The 16851-nt window shown below is 65.9% G+C and carries 18 protein-coding genes; 13 read left to right on the top strand and 5 right to left on the bottom strand.

Annotated features, from left to right (window positions below; all coding sequences use genetic code 11):
* Nucleotides 1-21 precede the first annotated feature (21 nt).
* From AC4ELH_RS05190 to AC4ELH_RS05180, 3 genes are all read right to left on the bottom strand, one after another.
* The gene (locus tag AC4ELH_RS05190; RefSeq protein WP_498883397.1) at nucleotides 22-984 is read right to left on the bottom strand and encodes an LLM class flavin-dependent oxidoreductase; all 963 of its coding nucleotides are present in this window, start codon (nucleotides 982-984) and stop codon (nucleotides 22-24) included.
* 145 nt (nucleotides 985-1129) lie between these two features.
* Entirely contained in the window at nucleotides 1130-2305 is a 1176-nt protein-coding gene (locus tag AC4ELH_RS05185; RefSeq protein ID WP_448448003.1) for an acyl-CoA dehydrogenase family protein, read from the bottom strand.
* Entirely contained in the window at nucleotides 2306-3310 is a 1005-nt protein-coding gene (locus tag AC4ELH_RS05180; protein ID WP_498883396.1) for an acyl-CoA dehydrogenase family protein, read from the bottom strand.
* A 338-nt stretch (nucleotides 3311-3648) separates the two neighbouring features.
* On the opposite strand from AC4ELH_RS05180, the gene AC4ELH_RS05175 reads away from it, so the two are divergent.
* The 4 genes from AC4ELH_RS05175 to AC4ELH_RS05160 are packed head-to-tail and all read left to right on the top strand — an operon-like array spanning nucleotide 3649 to nucleotide 7234.
* Complete coding sequence (locus tag AC4ELH_RS05175; protein WP_110777671.1) at nucleotides 3649-4710, top strand: amidohydrolase family protein; 1062 nt, start codon at nucleotides 3649-3651, stop codon at nucleotides 4708-4710.
* Between the two features lie 24 nt (nucleotides 4711-4734).
* Nucleotides 4735-5877: an amidohydrolase family protein gene (locus AC4ELH_RS05170; RefSeq protein ID WP_463804778.1), complete on the top strand. Its 1143-nt coding sequence runs from the start codon at nucleotides 4735-4737 to the stop codon at nucleotides 5875-5877.
* A 38-nt stretch (nucleotides 5878-5915) separates the two neighbouring features.
* Nucleotides 5916-6308, top strand: coding sequence for a Rieske (2Fe-2S) protein (locus tag AC4ELH_RS05165; protein ID WP_110777436.1), 393 nt, complete (start codon nucleotides 5916-5918; stop codon nucleotides 6306-6308).
* Complete coding sequence (locus AC4ELH_RS05160) at nucleotides 6305-7234, top strand: alpha/beta fold hydrolase (RefSeq protein WP_498883395.1); 930 nt, start codon at nucleotides 6305-6307, stop codon at nucleotides 7232-7234. Before AC4ELH_RS05165 ends, AC4ELH_RS05160 begins: the two co-directional genes overlap by 4 nt.
* A gap of 19 nt (nucleotides 7235-7253) precedes the next feature.
* Here AC4ELH_RS05160 and AC4ELH_RS05155 read toward each other — a convergent pair whose 3' ends face one another.
* Entirely contained in the window at nucleotides 7254-7727 is a 474-nt protein-coding gene (locus tag AC4ELH_RS05155) for a hypothetical protein (protein WP_448447993.1), read from the bottom strand.
* A gap of 33 nt (nucleotides 7728-7760) precedes the next feature.
* On the opposite strand from AC4ELH_RS05155, the gene AC4ELH_RS05150 reads away from it, so the two are divergent.
* The 9 genes from AC4ELH_RS05150 to AC4ELH_RS05110 all read left to right on the top strand — a co-directional run bounded on the left by AC4ELH_RS05150 (nucleotide 7761) and on the right by AC4ELH_RS05110 (nucleotide 15853).
* Nucleotides 7761-9050: an NADH-ubiquinone oxidoreductase-F iron-sulfur binding region domain-containing protein gene (locus AC4ELH_RS05150; protein ID WP_498883394.1), complete on the top strand. Its 1290-nt coding sequence runs from the start codon at nucleotides 7761-7763 to the stop codon at nucleotides 9048-9050.
* Entirely contained in the window at nucleotides 9047-9268 is a 222-nt protein-coding gene (locus tag AC4ELH_RS05145; protein WP_064884089.1) for a ferredoxin, read from the top strand. The genes AC4ELH_RS05150 and AC4ELH_RS05145 overlap by 4 nt, the downstream gene beginning before the upstream one ends.
* A gap of 93 nt (nucleotides 9269-9361) precedes the next feature.
* Nucleotides 9362-11017 (top strand): thiolase C-terminal domain-containing protein, encoded by a 1656-nt coding sequence (locus AC4ELH_RS05140; RefSeq protein WP_064884092.1) that lies wholly within the window; start codon nucleotides 9362-9364, stop codon nucleotides 11015-11017.
* A 47-nt stretch (nucleotides 11018-11064) separates the two neighbouring features.
* A complete protein-coding gene (locus AC4ELH_RS05135) occupies nucleotides 11065-11925 on the top strand; it encodes an alpha/beta fold hydrolase (RefSeq protein WP_064960171.1) in 861 nt (286 codons plus the stop codon).
* Complete coding sequence (locus AC4ELH_RS05130; RefSeq protein WP_055115937.1) at nucleotides 11925-12743, top strand: NAD(P)-dependent oxidoreductase; 819 nt, start codon at nucleotides 11925-11927, stop codon at nucleotides 12741-12743. Before AC4ELH_RS05135 ends, AC4ELH_RS05130 begins: the two co-directional genes overlap by 1 nt.
* Entirely contained in the window at nucleotides 12743-13531 is a 789-nt protein-coding gene (locus tag AC4ELH_RS05125; protein WP_064884094.1) for an NAD(P)-dependent oxidoreductase, read from the top strand. The genes AC4ELH_RS05130 and AC4ELH_RS05125 overlap by 1 nt, the downstream gene beginning before the upstream one ends.
* Before the next feature lie 149 nt (nucleotides 13532-13680).
* Nucleotides 13681-14883, top strand: coding sequence for a cytochrome P450 (locus AC4ELH_RS05120; RefSeq protein ID WP_463794299.1), 1203 nt, complete (start codon nucleotides 13681-13683; stop codon nucleotides 14881-14883).
* Nucleotides 14883-15083 (top strand): ferredoxin, encoded by a 201-nt coding sequence (locus AC4ELH_RS05115; RefSeq protein WP_055115942.1) that lies wholly within the window; start codon nucleotides 14883-14885, stop codon nucleotides 15081-15083. The genes AC4ELH_RS05120 and AC4ELH_RS05115 overlap by 1 nt, the downstream gene beginning before the upstream one ends.
* Before the next feature lie 2 nt (nucleotides 15084-15085).
* A complete protein-coding gene (locus AC4ELH_RS05110; protein WP_498883393.1) occupies nucleotides 15086-15853 on the top strand; it encodes an alpha/beta fold hydrolase in 768 nt (255 codons plus the stop codon).
* A gap of 69 nt (nucleotides 15854-15922) precedes the next feature.
* Here the strand turns inward: AC4ELH_RS05110 and AC4ELH_RS05105 are convergent, their stop codons facing one another.
* Nucleotides 15923-16840 carry an LLM class F420-dependent oxidoreductase gene (locus AC4ELH_RS05105; RefSeq protein WP_498883392.1) on the bottom strand — a complete coding sequence of 306 codons (918 nt, stop codon included), beginning with the start codon at nucleotides 16838-16840 and terminating at the stop codon, nucleotides 15923-15925.
* Nucleotides 16841-16851 lie beyond the last annotated feature (11 nt).

Genomic DNA, 16851 nt, shown 5'->3' with positions numbered 1-16851 from the left:
CTCGACTCCTTCGTAGTCGGGTCATGTGGATTGGGCGGCCGCGGCTGCCCGCTCGAGGTACGGCCAGGCGACATCCGGAGGCAGCCCGCCGCACAGCGGCAGCAGCGGCAGTGGCCTGCCGTCCCGGAGGTAGCCAGCGGCCTCGTCGATGGTCAGGATTCGATACGGCCCGTCGGCTTGCCGCAGCGCCGCCACATCGTCGGCTCGGGAGATGCTGGCGACCGTATCGTCACCGTGTCGGTAGGACGCCGCGGTGCGTGCATCATGAAGAAGGTAGGGCCCCAACTCATCCCACGCCTGGTCCGGGTCGTCGGCCACGAATATCGCGGTGGGGGTATTCGGTACCGGGAACTGGATCACGCCGGGTTCGTGGCCGTTGGCTCGACATTCGGCCTCGTAGAACTCCTTGAGCCCGGGAGTGGCCGTCTGCGAGATGAACCCGAGGCCGTGCCGTGCCGCGCGTCGCGCTGCGGCCCGGCTACCGCCCGCGATCAGAAGGTACGGTCCGGACGGACTTGCGCACATGGGCGTCACTGTGATGCATCGGCCGTCGTGATCGACGGTCTCCCCCGCCAGCAGTCGTAGCAGCAGCGCCAGCTTCTCGTCGGCCAGCTTGCCGCGAATGCTCATGTCCACGCCGAAATGCTCGTATTCCTCGGTACGGTGTCCGATCCCAAACGCACAGGAGACCCGACCCCGGCTGATGATGTCCAGCGCACAAATCTCCTCGGCGAGGCGCACCGGATCCCAGAACGGAATCGGTACGGCGGCAAGCAGAATCGCCAGACTGCTGGTGCGGGCCGCGATCGCCGAGGCGAGGATATGCGGCGCCGCCAGATGCCCGTCGGCGGTGCCGTGATGCTCTGACAGCACCGCCATCACCGCGCCGCGGGTTTCGGCCCAGGCGCACATGTCGATCGCGGCGCCGTAGAGCTCGGTCGCCGGAGTATGTGGAGCACGCATATCGAAGCGCAGCGTGAACATCACGCCGACTGTAACCTAAGTTTTGTTCCGCGTCACCGGTGCGAATTGATCACCTCGCATTTGTCACGCTGGAGTGACTCCCGGGCTCGAAAGCCACTCCAGCGTGACAGCGCAGGTATGACGACGCGAATTTGCGCCATGGGCCTCAGCGGCGGGGCAACCCCAGCACCTGGGTGGCGATGATGTTGCGCTGAATCTCCGAAGTCCCACCGGCGATGGTGCCGCCGAAACTCCTTGCATAACGCTCGAACCAGCTCGCGAAGTAGTGGTCGAGATTCATGTGCTCGTACGGGCCCGACGTGGTGGGGTGGATCAACCCGTCGGGGCCGGCCGCGGTCAGCGCGTTCTCGAACGCGTTGCGCTCGGCCTCGGAACCGAAGAGCTTGAGCACCGACACAGAGGCGGTGTCCGCTTCGCCACGTGAGGCCTTGGCCAGCGCCGCAGATCCCATGGCGCGCAAGGCCTGATAGTCCATGATCGTAGTGGCGTACTGGTCGCGCTCCAGCTCGGTCTTGGGCTGGAAGTCGGCCAGCATGTTGTCGATCCGGTCGGCGAAACCGAGCCACATCATGGTGCGCTCGTGACCGAGCGATCCGTTGGCCACTCCCCAGCCGCCGTTGAGCGGACCGACCAAGTTCTCGGCCGGCACCCGGGCGTCGGTGAAGAAGACCTCGTTGAAGTCGAGGTTCTCCTCCCCCGTCATGTCGGCGAACGGCCGGCACACCACCCCGGGGGTGTCCGTCGGGATGATCAGCACGCTGATTCCCTTGTGCTTCGGCGCATCCGGGTCGGTACGCACGAACGTCAGCAAGAAATCGGCGTCGTGCGCGCCCGAGGTCCAGACCTTCTGTCCGTTGACGACGAAATGGTCACCATCGAGGACAGCCCGGGTGCGCAACGACGCGAGGTCAGAACCCGCACTCGGCTCGCTCATCCCCAGCGAGGCAGTCTTCTCACCGCGCAGCACCGGTACCGCCCAGCGGTGCTTCTGCTCGTCGGAGCCAAATGTCAGCAGTGATGCCGCAATGATGTTGACGCCCTGCGGGTTGAAGCTGTGGTAGATCCGGCGACGGCACAGCTCGTCGAGGTGGACGAAGGTCTGCACCACCGAAGCGTTGCGTCCACCGAACTCAGGCGGCTGGGCCGGAAGCAAATAGCCGTTGTCGAAGAGCAGCCGCTGCCAATCGCGGGCCCATTGCGGCATGTGCGAGACCGAACGAGGCCGCTCCAAGGTGTCGGCCTCCGACGGCAGGTTCGCATCGAGGAACGCGGAGAACTCGGCGCGGAACTCCTCGACGTCGGAATCGTATGTCAGCTGCATTTACAGTCCCCTGTAGGTCGTGCGGTACTCAGCGGCGATCACGCCTCGGTGCTCGGCAGCGCCGCCCAGCATCAGCTCGCCGGCCTTGGCCCGCTTGAGCGCAAACTGCACGTCGTTCTCCCATGTGAAACCCATCCCACCGAACAACTGCACACCGTGGCGGAACACCACGGTCTGGCACTCCCCGGCGGCCGCCTTGGCCATCCTCGCCGCCAGTCGACGGCGCGGGTCATCGGCGGCGATGGTCAGTGCGGCGAAATACGCCAGCGCGCGGGCCCGCTCAATCGCCACGTGCATGTCGACAGCCTTGTGCTGCACGGCCTGGAAAGACCCGATCGCCACCCCGAACTGCTGCCGCTGCTTCACATGGTCGAGCACGAGGTCGAGCGCCCGCTGACAGGCGCCGACCATCGTGATGGCCATCCCGGTCAGAGCCAGATGGTGTGCCTTCTCGGTGTCGACGTGCAGGCGGTCCGTGTCATCGACAAGAACGTTGTCGAATGACACCTCGGCCACGTGCAACACCGGATCGAACACCGCGCTGCGCTTGGCGGAAACCTGAGCCGCGTCGACCAGGAACACACCACCGTCGGTCACCACGGCGAGGTTCTGGGCGCGGTCGCCGTCGAGGACGTGATGGGCGGTTCCCGTCAGCACCCAGCCGGTGGCATCCCGGTTGGCCGCCACACCGCGGTAGACCGCAGTGCCGGCCCGAGCCGCGTCGAAGCGATCCCCCGCCAGAGGTGCGTATTGCGTCATGGTCGCCAGGTAGGGAGTCAGATCGGTGGCCCGACCGAGTTCTTCGAGCACGATCGCCAACTCGACGGCGTTCTCCGAGTCGGTGAGCTCGGTCCAGCCCTGGTCGATGTAGCTCTGCCACAGCGGTGTCGGATCGACACCCTGCTCGGCCACCTCACGGACCAGCGTGGCCGGGCACTGTTTGGTCACCGCATCGCGCACGGTTTCCTGCCATAGCCGCTGATCGGCATCGAATTCGAGTAGCACCCGTCGCCTCCTGCTGCACTGTCACGTCCGGACGAGAATATCATTCTCTTTCTATGTTGTGACATTCTCCTCTGGCAAGTGGCCGTTCTCGGAAACTCACCGCTAGGCGACCGACCAGCACCGCAGCTACCTGCACGTAAGCCCTGCCGTCATCCGAGAACTATGTTCTTGCAATAGAAGAATATGGATCTAGACTGGCGATACGGTCCGGCGTGAAAAGCACGTCGCCCATCGCGGTGTGCACAGCTCGTTTCCGGACGGAACATCGGAGGACAGTCTTGGCGATCAACAACCCTGCACAACCTGGCAGTGCGCGAACGCCGGTTATCGACGCGAGCGTGCATGTCTTCTTCGGTTCGAACAAAGACCTGCGGCAGAACTTCCTGAAAGAGCCGTTCGCCAGTCGCGGCTTCCCCGATTACGAGATGAACTGGTACGGCGCACCCGGTGGCGAGTACGCCAAGGGCACCAAGGGGCCCGATCGCCAGTACCCGGGCTCCGATCCCGACATCGCCGCGCAGCATCTGTTCATCGACCGCGGCGTCGACATCGCGGTTCTGCACCCGATGACCCGCGGCATCATGCCCGACCGTCACCTCGGAACCGCTCTGGCGGCCGCGCACAACGCGATGATGGTGACCCGCTGGCTTGAGCACCCCGAGCACGGTGAGCGGTTCCGCGGCACCATCCGGGTCAACCCGGACGACATCGTCGGCGCCTTGCGCGAGATCGACAAGTACAAGGACCACCCGCGCGTGGTGCAGATCGGCATCCCGATGCAGTCGCGCGAACTGTATGGCAAGCCGCAGTTCTGGCCGTTGTGGGACGCGGCCGCCGCCGCCGGTCTGCCGGTGGCGGTGCACATCGAGGGCGGGGCGGGTATCCAGTTCGCGCCCACCCCGTCGGGCAAGACCAGGACCTATGAGCAGTACCTGGGTTTCATGGCGCTCAACTACATCTATCACCTGATGAACATGATCGCCGAGGGCGTGTTCGAGCGGACGCCGACACTGAAGTTCGTCTGGGCCGACGGCGCCGCAGATCTGTTGACCCCGTTCATGTGGCGGATGGACTGCTTCGGCCGTCCCCACCTCGAGCAGACCCCGTGGGCGCCCAAGATGCCCAGCGACTATCTGCCCGGCCACGTCTACTTCGTTCAGGGCGCCCTCGACGGGCCCGGCGACACCGAGTTCGCCGGCGAGTGGTTGAGCTTCACCGGTAAGGAAGACATGGTGATGTACGGCTCCAGCTATCCACACTGGCAGCTCAACGAACCGGAGATCCCGAGTGCGTTCAGCCCCGAACAACGCGACAAGTTGTTGTGGCGCAACGCCGCAGAGCTTTACGGGCTAGAGGATGCGGTTGCATCCGGTTCGGCGTCCGCAGTTGCGGCGCAGTAGGTATTCGAGGGAGGCACAGCACAGATGACCGTCACAACCAACCCCCGGGTGCCTGCAGCCGAGCGGATTGCAGTCCGGTGCGTCGACTCCGACGTACACCCCATGCCGCGCCGCGGTGAGCTGATCGAGTACATCCCCGAGCCATGGCGCAGTAAGTATTTCCTGAGCCACAAGGTCGGCGAGCAGATCTACTACGACGCGCCGGATTACGCACACGCCTATGCCATGCGAGTGGACGCTTTCCCTCCCGACGGTGAATTCGCCTGCAGCGATCCGGATATGGCGCTGCGTCAGCTCATCATGGAAGCCGGCTCCGACATCGCCATCCTCGAACCAACACACTCCGAGCACCGACTGGGCGAGGCCACCGCGGCCTACTGCACCGCGGTCAACCTATGGCTGGCCAATCACTGGCTGGATGGTCACAACAACTGGCACGAGCGCTGGCGGGGGTCCATCTGTGTCGCCATCGAGGAGCCGCAGACCGCGGTGGCCGAGATCGAGCAGTGGGCCGAACACCCCTATATGGCCCAGGTTCTGATGAAGGCTGAGCCCCGCCCGTCGTGGGGTGACCCGAAGTACGACCCGATCTGGGCCGCGGCGACCAAGCACGACATCACGGTGAGCTGCCACCTGTCCCGCGGCGAGTACGAGACGCTGCCGACACCGCCGGTGGGGCTGCCCAGCTACAACCACGACTTCATGGTCAGCTACTCACTGTTGGCGGCCAACCAGGTGATGAGCCTGATCTTCGACGGGGTTTTCGACCGGTTCCCGACGCTGCGCATCGTGTTCGTCGAGCATGCGTTCACCTGGATCCTGCCGCTGATGTGGCGGATGGATGCCATCTACGCAGCCCGCAAGGGTTGGATGGACATCAAGCGCAAGCCCAGTGAGTACGTCAAGGACCACATCAAGTTCACCACCCAGCCGCTGGATTACCCCGAGGACAAGACCGAGCTGTCCCGGGCATTCGAGTGGATGGAGTGCGAGAAGATCCTGCTGTATTCCAGCGATTACCCGCACTGGACGTTCGACGACCCGCGCTGGCTGGTCAAGCATCTGCCCGAGCACGCCCGCGAGGCCATCATGTTCCGCAATGGCATCCAGACCTACAAGTTGCCCGAGACCGTTCCGGTCCTCGAGGGACAGGCCCGGGTGTTCTGATGATTCCGGAGGGCAGGAGCGAAGCGACCGGGGAATCTGTGCAGCAGCCCGAGAAGCGCCCCCGACTCGCGCAGGGACGCGAGCATGTCGTCGCCACCGTCGACGAAATCCCGCCGGGCACGCACAAACTCGTACCGATCGGCCGTCACGGCGTCGGCGTGTACAACGTCAACGGCACGTTCTATGCCATCGCCAACTACTGCCCCCACGAGGGTGGTCCGCTGTGCTCGGGGCGCGCCCGGGGCCGCACTGTGGTCGACGAGAAGGTGCCCGGCGACGCGGTGATGGTGCGCGACAAGGAGTACATCTACTGCCCCTGGCACCAATGGGGTTTCGAGTTGGCAACCGGCACCACCGCGGTGAAGCCGGAATGGAGTATCCGTACCTACCCGGTCCGTGTGGTTGGAGATGATGTGTTGGTGATGGCATGAGCGAGCTTGCGAGCGAATCAACGGATCTGGCGGTGACTCGTCCACTCAAGCCGGGCGAGAAGACCATGGAGGTCAACGGCGGCAACGTCGTCTACGAAATTCTCGGCGACAAGGGCGATTTCATCGCGCTGACTCCCGGCGGCCGGTTCAGCAAGGACATTCCGGGCCTGCGGCCGTTGGCCGAGGCCCTCGTCGAGGGCGGCTACCGGGTGCTGCTGTGGGACCGGCCGAACTGCGGCAGGTCGGACGTGCAGTTCTACGGGCAGAGCGAATCGCACATGCGGGCCGAGACGCTGTACCACCTGATCACCGGCCTTGACATCGGGCCGTGCTTCATCCTCGGTGGCTCCGGTGGTGCGCGGGACTCGATGCTGACCACCATGCTTTATCCCGAGATCGTGCGAAAGCTGGTGGTGTGGAACATCGTCGGCGGGGTGTACGGGTCGTTCGTACTCGGCGGCCACTACGTGACTCCGAGCATCCTGGCCGTGCGCGGGCTCGGGATCGAGGGGCTGCTGAACGTGCCGGAATGGCGTGAGCGGATCGCCGAAAACCCGGCCAACAGACAACGCCTGCTCGACCTCGACGCCGACGAGTTCCTCAAGGTCATGCTGCGCTGGCTCAACGCGTTCGTGTCGAAACCCGGACAGACCATTCCAGGTGTTCCCGACGAGATGTTCGACAACATCACCGTGCCCACCCTGATCATTCGTGGTGGCGAGAACGACTGGGATCATCCCAAGCGCACCTCGCTTGAAGTGAGTTGTCTGATCAAGGGTTCCGAGCTGATCGATCCCCCCTGGCCCGAGGACGCCTGGGAGCGTGCGGGCGAGAGGTTCGCCCAAAGCGGCGGTAAGACGTTCTGCCTGTTCGATACCTGGGTGCAAGCTGCGCCGGCGATCATCGACTTCCTGAGGTCCTCGTGACGCCGGTGCCGCCGTACCGTCACACCGTCCGGATGTGCACCTCGCAGTTCAACGAAGCCTCGAGAGCGGTGTGGACGCGGCTTTCCGGGATGCGGGCCAGATCGGCTTTGTCCAGGGTCACCGTCACGACATCCCAGCCTTCACCATCGACCGATCGAACGATGTCGCCCGACAAGCCGAACCCGGCAAGCACACCCCGGACATCCTCATCGGTGCCGCGGCTGACGAATGTGACCACCCCGGCCGCGGGACTGGTGCCAAAGGCCTTGGCGCACAGCTCCATCGCGATGGCCTGTAACTCTGGTGCGTCGTTGCCGGCGATCAGCACCTCGACCTCGCGGCGATGGGCGGGCAGTTCGGCGAGCTGGTTGTCCAGCACCTCGGCGCCCCGGTCTCCCAGCAACTCACGAAGCGTTGCCATGCCGTCGGACAGCTGTTCCGCGCCGAGCTCACCAGCCGGGTCGACTCCGACGCGCACCACCGCAGTTCTCATGCCGGTAAGCCTAACCGGGGACGGGATGTAACCATGACAGCCGAACTCAGCGTCGCGGTATGGCCGGGAATCACCCCGCGTCTGCTCCGCGACCGGCCGGAGAGCTTAGTGGAGTACCAGCAGTCCGGAGGCTATGGCGCCCTTGCCGATCCAGATCACCTACTGGCCGAGGTGCACGCCAGCGGGCTGCTGGGCCGGGGTGGCGCGGCCTTTCCGTTGGCGGTGAAACTGCAGACGGTGCGCGCCAACGGGCGGGACGCGTCGGGCACGGTAGTGATCGCCAACGGCGAAGAGGGCGAGCCGGCCTCGATCAAAGATCGCTGGTTGCTGCGCAACCGCCCACATGTCGTGCTGGACGGTCTCCGGCTCGCTGCCGGGATTGTCGGCGCCGACCGCGCCGTGGTGTATGTATCGGATTCGGCGGCAGCCGACAGTGTTGAGCTGGCGCTCGACGAAAGCCCGCGTGAACGGGACGGTGTGAGAATCGAATTACTCACCGTCGCACCGGGTTACGTCGCGGGCGAGGAGACTGCGGCGGTGCACGTGGTCAACGGCGGACCGGCCAAGCCGACCGACAAACCCCCACGCCCGTTCGAGGAAGGGGTGGACGGGAAGCCGACACTGATCAGCAATGTCGAGACGCTGGCCCACCTGGCCTACCTCCACCAGCACGGCGCGAGGGCGTTCCGGGAGTTGGGCACCGAGGCTTCACCGGGAACCTTCCTGGCCACGATCACCGGTGCCGGACGAGCACCCGCACTGTACGAATTGCCGCACGGTATCGCGTTCGCGGATCTGCTGACGCTGCACGGGGTATCCCCCGACAACGTCCGCGGAGCCTTGATGGGTGGGTACTTCGCCGGGCTGGTCAACCGCGACATCGTGGGAGCCGCACTGGATCACGAGTCAGTGCGGGCGTTGAACAGCGGGCTGGGCTGCGGCGCGATCGGCATCCTCACCGACGAGTGTCCGGTGGCGGTCGCCGCGTCGGTGCTGGCCTACTTCGACCGCGAGAACGCCGGCCAGTGCGGGTCGTGCTTCAACGGGACGGCCGCGATGGCCGCGGTTGCCGTCGGACTTCGCGACGGCAACGCCACCCAGGATGATCTCGATCGGCTCAAGCGGTGGTCGGTGGTGTTGCGGGGCCGCGGCGCCTGCGCGACGCTCGACGGCGCGGCCAATGTGGCAGCCAGCCTGCTGGCCCAGTTCCCCGATCTGGTGCAGCGCCACCTCGAAAATGGCTGTCAGACCTGCCGTTCCGGCGCTTTCACCGCTGCACGGCCGTACGAAGTGGAGTCCCTGGAGGCGGTGGTGGCGGTATGAAGGTCAAGCTCGATCGCACGCTGTGCGATGGCTTCGGATTGTGCGCCAAGCACGCACCGGAGTACTTCCCGCTCGACGACTGGGGCTACGCCTCACTTCAAGGCGACGGCAACATCCCCGAAGCCGACGAGGACGCGGTCCGACGTGCCCTGCTGGACTGCCCCGTGCACGCGATCATCGAATTGAAGGAAACGCGGACGGAGCGCGAGGCGGGTTGACCCGGCTCGGATGCGTAGAGGCTGGATCACCGATCCCGGAAACTGGTAACGTGATTCTCCACACAGAATAACCCGCTTACCACCGGAGTCGAGTTGTCACAGATACCGGGACGTCCGCTCCCGACGGTCACCACGCTCAACGAGTACTTCTGGACCGCGGGCGCCGACGGGGTGCTGCGAATCCAGGAGTGCCAGGACTGCAGCGCCCTCATCCACCCGCCACAGCCGGTCTGCCGGTACTGCCGCAGCCGCAACATGGGCGTGCGTGACGTGTCCGGGCGCGGATCGCTCGCCGGGTTCACGGTCAACCACCGTTTCGGGTTCCCGGATCTGCCGCCGCCGTACGTGGTGGCCGAGGTGGCCATCGCCGAGGATCCCCGCGTCCGACTGACGACCAACATCGTCGACTGCGATTCCGAGGACCTCAAGCTCGGGATGCCCGTCGAGGTCGAATTCCAGCAGATCGAGGATGTCTGGCTGCCGGTGTTCAAGCCGTCGTCCGACACCACCTCCACCCCGCCGGTCGCCGAACCCGTCGCGCCCCAGGACGTCGCCAAGTACGTCCGGCCGATGCTGACCAAGGAGAAATTCGAGGATCACTCGGCCATCACCGGCATCGGGATGTCCAAGATCGGTCGTCGACAGATGGTGCCGCCCCTGGCGCTCACGATCGACGCCGCCGAAAAAGCGGTCGCCGATGCGGGTTTGACGTTCGACGACATCGACGGACTTTCCACCTACCCGGGTCTGGCCATCGCCGGTATGGGCGAAGGCGGCGTGAGCGCCCTGGAGGGCGCACTCGGGCTCCGGCCGACCTGGATCAACGGCGGCATGGACACCTTCGGTCCGGGTGGCTCGGTGATCGCGGCCATGATGGCCGTGGCCACCGGCATGGCACGCCATGTGCTGTGCTTCCGCACACTGTGGGAGGCGACCTTCGGCCAGCTGGTCAAGGAGGGCAAGATGTCCCCTCCGATGGGTGGCCGCAGCGACAACTGGCAGCATCCGTTCGGGTCCACCTCGGCGGCACACACGTTGGCGCAGAACGCCGGCCGTCACTTCGACCGGTACGGCACCACGCGCGAGACCCTCGGCTGGATCGCGCTCAATCAGCGCGCCAATGCCGCGCTGAACCCGACCGCCATCTACCGCGATCCGCTGACCATGGACGACTACCTGTCGGCCCGCATGATCACGACGCCGTTCGGCCTCTACGACTGTGACGTGCCGTGTGACGGTGCGGTGGCCGTCATCGTCTCGGCTGTGGACGCCGCGCGTGATCTGGCCAAGCCGCCGATCCTGTTCGAGGCCGTCGGCACCCAGATCATCGAACGACTCGACTGGGACCAGACCACGCTCACCCACGAGCCTCAGGTGCTGGGTCAGAGTGCACATATGTGGTCGCGAACCTCGTTGCGGCCCAGCGATGTCGACGTGGCCGAGCTCTACGACGGGTTCAGCTTCAACTGCCTGTCCTGGCTGGAGGGGCTGGGCTTCTGCGGCATCGGCGAGGCCAAGGACTTCCTCGACGGCGGTCACAACATCGCCCGCGACGGCATCATCCCGCTCAACACCCACGGCGGTCAGCTCTCGCACGGCCGTACCCACGGCATGGGGCTGATCCACGAGGCCGTCACGCAGTTGCGCGGCGAGGCCGGCGAACGTCAGGTCAAGGATGTGCGCGTCGCCGTGGCCAGCAGCGGCGGCCTGACCCCCAGTGGTGTGCTGCTCATGCGCAGGGACGACTAGCCGTGACGTCGACGGCGAGCAAGGCCGATCCGCACCCCAGAGTGGTGATGGTCGACGGAGTCCCGATGTCAGCCCTGGTCGCCGAGTCCCCCGACCCGCGCGCCGTCGTCGTCGCATTGCACGGTGGCGCCACCACGTCGGCCTACTTCGACTGCCCCGGTCACCCGGGGCTGTCCCTGTTGCGGACCGCAGTCGACCAGGGGTACACCGCAATCGCGCTGGACCGCCCCGGCTACGGTGCGTCGGCGGCCTACCCGGACGCCATGGCACGACCCGAACAGCGGGTCGCGTTGGCGTTCGGGGCAATCCAGCGGATCACCGGTACGGCTGACCTGTTCGTCCTCGGCCATTCGATGGGCTGTGAGCTGGCCCTGCACCTGGCCGTCCAACGGCCCGAAGTGCTCGGTGTATCCCTGGCCGGCACCGGCCGTCGGTATCACCCTGCCGCTCAGGAGTTGCTCAAGGACGCCTCACCGGTGAACCGGCCGCGTGGTCTGCGCGAGCTGCTGTGGGAACCGGCCCGGCTCTATCCGCCGGATGTTATCGGCGCCGGACTGTCGGCGGGCGGCACCGCCTACGAGGGCGATGTCGTCAAAACCTGGTCACGGCAGGAGTTTCCGGCACTGGCCGGGCAGACCACCGTTCCCGTGCAGTTCCTCGCCGGCGAGTACGAGAACGTCTGGGAGTCCGATGCCGAGGCACTGGCCGGGATCGCTGCGATGTTCACCGTCTCGCCGCGGGTAGAGACCGGCGAACTGGCCGACAGCGGACACAATCTCAGCGTGGGACTGACCGCCGATACCTATCACCGCAAGGTGCTGTCGTTCGCCGATGAGTGCGTGGCCAACCGTGGCCCCGAGCCGGCGAAAGGCACTGTGAATACCGAACTGGAAGTGGAGGCAGGTTGATGCGAGTCGGATTTATCGGGCTGGGCAGCCAGGGGGCGCCGATGGCGCGGCGGATCGTGGAAGGCGGGTTCGAGACCACCCTCTGGGCCCGGCGCCCGGCCTCGCTGGAACCCTTCGCCGACACCGGCGCCAAGACCGCGGGCTCCCCTGCCGAACTGGCTGCCGCCAGCGATCTGGTCTGCTTGTGCGTCGTGGGCGACGACGACGTCCGTCAGGTGCTCGACGGCGAGACGGGCGTGCTGGCCGGACTGGCCCCGGGCGGCGTCATCGCCATTCACTCGACCGTGCACCCCGACACCTGCCGCGAGCTTGCGGAAAAGGCTGCCGCCCAGGGAATCACCGTCATCGACGCCCCGGTGAGCGGTGGCGAGCCCGCTGCCTCCGCCGGCACTCTGCTGGTGATGGTCGGCGGCGACGAGGAGGTCGTCGAGCGCGTGCGTCCAGTGTTCGCCACCTACGCCGACCCGATCGTGCACCTGGGCGGCGTCGGCGCCGGCCAGGTCGCCAAGATCCTCAACAACCTGCTGTTCAGCGCCAACCTGGGCGCGGCCATGAGCGCGCTGGAACTCGGTGAGGCACTGGGAGTTCCGCGTCAGGCACTGTGCGAGGTGATCTCGCGCGGTTCGGCCACCAGCAAGGCGCTCAACAGCATCGCGATGTTCGGCGGGACGCTGGACAACCTGGCACCGATCGCCGGCGCGCTGCTGCAGAAGGACTGCAGGCATGCCGCCAGCCTGGCCGACGATGCCTCAGCTCCCCAGGGGGCAGTGTTTGATGCCGCCGACAACGCCCTGGCGATCATGAACCATCCCCGCTGATGCGCGTCGGTTTCATCGGAGCAGGCCGGATGGGCGCACCGATGGTGCGCCGCCTGGCCGGTGCCGGGCACCAGGTACGGGTCCTGGGCCGCGACGACGAAAAGCGCGCTGCGGTGGCCGAACTCGGCGCCGACCCGGTGAGCTCACCACTAGCGGCGGTCACGGGCGCCGACGTGACGATCGTCTGTGTGTTCACCGATGATCAGGTCCGGGACCTCTGCCCAAGCCTGATCGACGAGATGCCGGACGGGTCGGTGCTCGTGCTGCACACCACCGGCAGCCCTCGCACCGCCGAGGCCCTCGCCGAGCGCGGGGCCGCGCGGGGCATCGCCGTCGTCGACGCTCCGGTCAGCGGCGGACCGCATGACATCGCGGCCGGCACCGTCACGGTGTTCGCGGGTGGTGACGCCGACGCGATAGCCCGCGCCCGTGAGGTGCTGACGGCCTATGCCGATCCGGTACTGCACGTCGGCCCGGTCGGTGCCGGGCAGCGGGTGAAGCTGGTGAACAACGCGCTGTTCGCCGCGCAGATCGGCGCCGTGGCCGAGGGAGTGCGCCTGGGCGATCGGCTTGGCATCGACGAGGCGACACTGCTGACCGCCCTCACGCACGGCAGTGCGGCAAGCCGCGCCCTCGGCGGTATCGCCGCCACCGGCTCGGCCGACGCCTTCATCGAGCGGGTCGGCGAATTCATCGGCAAAGACGTCGCCGTGGTGCGCAGGACAGCCTCTGAACTGGACAGCGACCTTGGCCGGCTTGAGGGACTCCTCGACGCCGCCATCAGGTAACCCACACGGACATCACGACCTGATCAGCACCTATTTTGTGCTTTTCAAACACTCTCAACAGAGTTACTGTTAGCGTTACAGTTCAACAGTTTCCCGTAACGTGTCACGAAACTTCCGGCCCAGCCCGCCGCGAAGGAGGAGCCAGCCAAATGACCAAGGCCCAGGTGATCTTCGATCCGTTCTCCGAGGAGTTCTTCAACAACCCGTTCGACATGTACCGCCGGATGCGCGAGGACGCACCGCTGTACTACAACGAGGACTCTGACTTCTATGCCCTGACAAGGCATGAGGACGTGTCGGCAGCATTGAAGGACCACGAGGCGTTCTCCTCGTCGCGTGGCTGCGATCTGGCCATGGTGCAGAGCGACGAACCGCCGCAGAAGTCGATCATCTTCATGGACCCACCCGATCACCGGCACATGCGCAGCCTGCTCAACAAGGCGTTCACCCCGCGCATGATCCAGTCTCAGCGCGAGACTGTCGTCGAACAGATCGACCATCACCTCAGCCTGATCGACTCCGACGAATTCGACGTGGTCCAGGATTTCTCGGGTCCGTTCCCGGTCGAGGTCATCACCCGGATGGCCGGCGTCGACCCGGAATACCGCCAGCAGGTCCGGCACTGGATCGACACCAGCCTGTCGCGTGAGCCAGGGCAGATCGGCTACTCCGAGGCCGGCATGCAGGCCAACATCGACACCGGCATCTACTACTACGGGCTGGTGCAGAAGCGCCGGGAAAACCCGCAGGACGACATGATCAGCCGGCTCATCGCCGCGGAGATCCCCGGCGAAGACGGCCAGATGCGTCGTCTCGACGACATCGAGATCACCGGCTTCGCCACCCTTCTGGGCGGTGCGGGTGCGGAAACCGTCACCAAGCTCGTCGGCACCGCGATGGTGCTCTTCGCCCGTAACCCCGAGCAGTGGCAGAAACTGCTCGACGACCGCGAGAAGGTCGGGGCCGCTGTCGAGGAGTTGCTGCGCTACGAGGGCCCGGTGCAGTACAACGTCCGCTACACCCTCAAAGAAGCCCACGTGCCCAGCGGCACCATTCCGGCGGGCAAGGCAGTCTTCCTGATCAGCGCCGCGGCCAACCGCGATCCCGATGCGTTCACCGATGCCGACACCTTCGACATCGAGCGCGACCGCACCGAGGCCCAGAACCTGGGGTTGGGCTACGGCATCCACAGCTGTCTCGGTGCGGCGCTGGCCCGCATGGAGAGTGCGGTCGCCCTGGAGAAGCTGCTCGATTTCATGCCCCGCTATGAGGTGAAATGGGATGAGCTGCAACGGGTTCAAATGCAGAACGTGGCGGGTTATTCGCATGTGCCGGTAAGGGTGTTGAGGTGATGGCGAAAAAGGTTCACGTCGATTTCGAGATCTGCGAGAGCAACGCGGTCTGCATGGGGATCATCCCCGAGGTGTTCGATCTCGACGATCAGGATTACCTGCACATCCTTCAGGAGGACGTGACGCCGGAGAACGAGGCACAGATCCGCGAAGCGGTTCGGCAGTGCCCCCGCCAGGCCATCTCGATCGTGGACGAGTAGGCGTGCGGTTCGTCTTCGTACACGGCGGCTTTCACGCCGCCTGGTGCTGGGAGCGCACCATCGCCGAGTTGCAGAATCTGGGTCATGACGGCGTCGCGGTGGATCTGCCCGGGCACGGCGCCCGGGTGGCCGAAGAGTCCACGCTGGCCAATCGGTGCGCCGCGATCCTCGACGTGATGCAGGCCGGAGATGTGCTCGTCGGACACTCTGGCGGCGGGTTCGACGCCACCCTCGCCGCGGACGCCGCACCGGAACTGGTGGGCCACATCGTGTACCTGGCCGCGGCGCTGCCCAGGGAGGGCCGCACGTATCCCGAGGCCATGGCCATGCGTTCGGCCGATGACGAGTTGGGCGGCGAGTTCGACGGTGACGTCGGCGAGATGCTGGGCTATCTGCATTTCGACGACGAAGGTGCGATGCACTTCGCCGACTTCGATGGAGCGTGGCGCTACTTCTACCACGACTGCGACGAGGCAACGGCCCGCTGGGCTTTCGATCGTCTCGGGCCGGAGCGGTTCGGCGATACGACGGTCACGCCGGTGTCGGTGCCACAGTTCTGGGCCGCCGACCTCCCCCGCAGTTTCATCCGCTGCACCCAGGACCGCTCGATGCCGCAATGGCTCGCCGACACCGTGACCGAACGTCTCGGTGTCGAGCAACTCACGATCGACGCGTCGCACTCGCCGTTCCTGAGCCGACCACGTGAACTGGCCGAGTTGTTGGTGCACGCCACCACGACGACGCCGATCGCGGCCTTGACGTCTGCTTGAGACTGTCGACTCTGCGCTGAGGGCGCGAAAGTGCGAGTGCGCTGAGCCCTCACCGCAGAGTCAATGTCGCTAGGCGGCGATTACCGACTTGCCGAACTGCTCGGTGGCCTCCAGCGCGTGGGCCAGGCTGTCGCCGGGCAGAGTGACGTGCAACCAGGTGACCCCGAGTGCGGCCAGCTTGTCCACACCGGCCAGGTAGGCGTCGGCGTCGAAATCGTCGCTGCCGGGGTTACCGCCTTCGAAGTTGTTGAACACGATGTCGACTCCGTCGGGATCGCGACCGGCGGCGGTAAGCCGGGCCCGCAGATCCTCGATGCCGGCGGCCAGGGCGTCCAACGAGTCCATCGCGGCTGTTCCCGCGGTCTTGGCCAGGCCCGCTGGTGCGGCGAACGGGCACCAACCGTCGCCGTGCTTGGCGACCCGGGCCCGCGCCGCGGAAGTGTTGCCGCCGATCCAGATCGGTGGATGTGGCGTCGCCGCCGGCCGGGGGTGCGCGGTGATACCGCGTGCGCTGAAGTTCTTACCCTCGAAGGTGTAATCATCAGTGGTCCAGATGCCGCGGATCACCTCGAGGGCCTCGTCGAACAGTGCAGCGCGCTCGTCAAAGGAGACGCCGAGCGCGGCGAATTCCCGCTTGAGATAACCGACTCCGACGGCCAGCGTGAACCGGCCACCGGACAACAGGTCCAAACTCGCACCGGATTTCGCCACCACGAAGGGATTCCGATACGGCAGCACCACGATGTTCGGCACCAGACGCAGCGTCGTGGTGTGCGCCGCGGCGAAGGCCATGGCCACGAACGGGTCCAAGGCGTCGTGGCCGCCGGCGTCGAGCCAGCGCTGGGACGGAGCGGGATGGTCGGTGAATCCGAAGCCGTGGAAACCCGCAGCCTCGGCCGCAGCGGCCATCGCGGCAACTCCGCTGCCACTCACCAGATCCGGATGGTACGGATGAGTGTGCATCGGGTACGTGATGCTGTAGCGCACTGCGGCCGCCC

This window comes from Mycobacterium shunyiense (genome assembly GCF_058270075.1).
Note: the sequence above shows the minus strand (reverse complement) of the source record. Positions and strands in the feature narration are given on the sequence as shown.

What these genes read in the sequence shown, in the direction of transcription:
- AC4ELH_RS05190 (WP_498883397.1), bottom strand. Translation starts at nt 984, where the DNA reads ATGTTCACGCTGCGCTTCGATATGCGTGCTCCACATACTCCGGCGACC.
- AC4ELH_RS05150 (WP_498883394.1), top strand. Translation starts at nt 7,761, where the DNA reads ATGACAGCCGAACTCAGCGTCGCGGTATGGCCGGGAATCACCCCGCGT.
- AC4ELH_RS05120 (WP_463794299.1), top strand. Translation starts at nt 13,681, where the DNA reads ATGACCAAGGCCCAGGTGATCTTCGATCCGTTCTCCGAGGAGTTCTTC.
- AC4ELH_RS05125 (WP_064884094.1), top strand. Translation starts at nt 12,743, where the DNA reads ATGCGCGTCGGTTTCATCGGAGCAGGCCGGATGGGCGCACCGATGGTG.
- AC4ELH_RS05160 (WP_498883395.1), top strand. Translation starts at nt 6,305, where the DNA reads ATGAGCGAGCTTGCGAGCGAATCAACGGATCTGGCGGTGACTCGTCCA.
- AC4ELH_RS05170 (WP_463804778.1), top strand. Translation starts at nt 4,735, where the DNA reads ATGACCGTCACAACCAACCCCCGGGTGCCTGCAGCCGAGCGGATTGCA.
- AC4ELH_RS05130 (WP_055115937.1), top strand. Translation starts at nt 11,925, where the DNA reads ATGCGAGTCGGATTTATCGGGCTGGGCAGCCAGGGGGCGCCGATGGCG.
- AC4ELH_RS05115 (WP_055115942.1), top strand. Translation starts at nt 14,883, where the DNA reads ATGGCGAAAAAGGTTCACGTCGATTTCGAGATCTGCGAGAGCAACGCG.
- AC4ELH_RS05145 (WP_064884089.1), top strand. Translation starts at nt 9,047, where the DNA reads ATGAAGGTCAAGCTCGATCGCACGCTGTGCGATGGCTTCGGATTGTGC.
- AC4ELH_RS05135 (WP_064960171.1), top strand. Translation starts at nt 11,065, where the DNA reads ATGGTCGACGGAGTCCCGATGTCAGCCCTGGTCGCCGAGTCCCCCGAC.
- AC4ELH_RS05185 (WP_448448003.1), bottom strand. Translation starts at nt 2,305, where the DNA reads ATGCAGCTGACATACGATTCCGACGTCGAGGAGTTCCGCGCCGAGTTC.
- AC4ELH_RS05155 (WP_448447993.1), bottom strand. Translation starts at nt 7,727, where the DNA reads ATGAGAACTGCGGTGGTGCGCGTCGGAGTCGACCCGGCTGGTGAGCTC.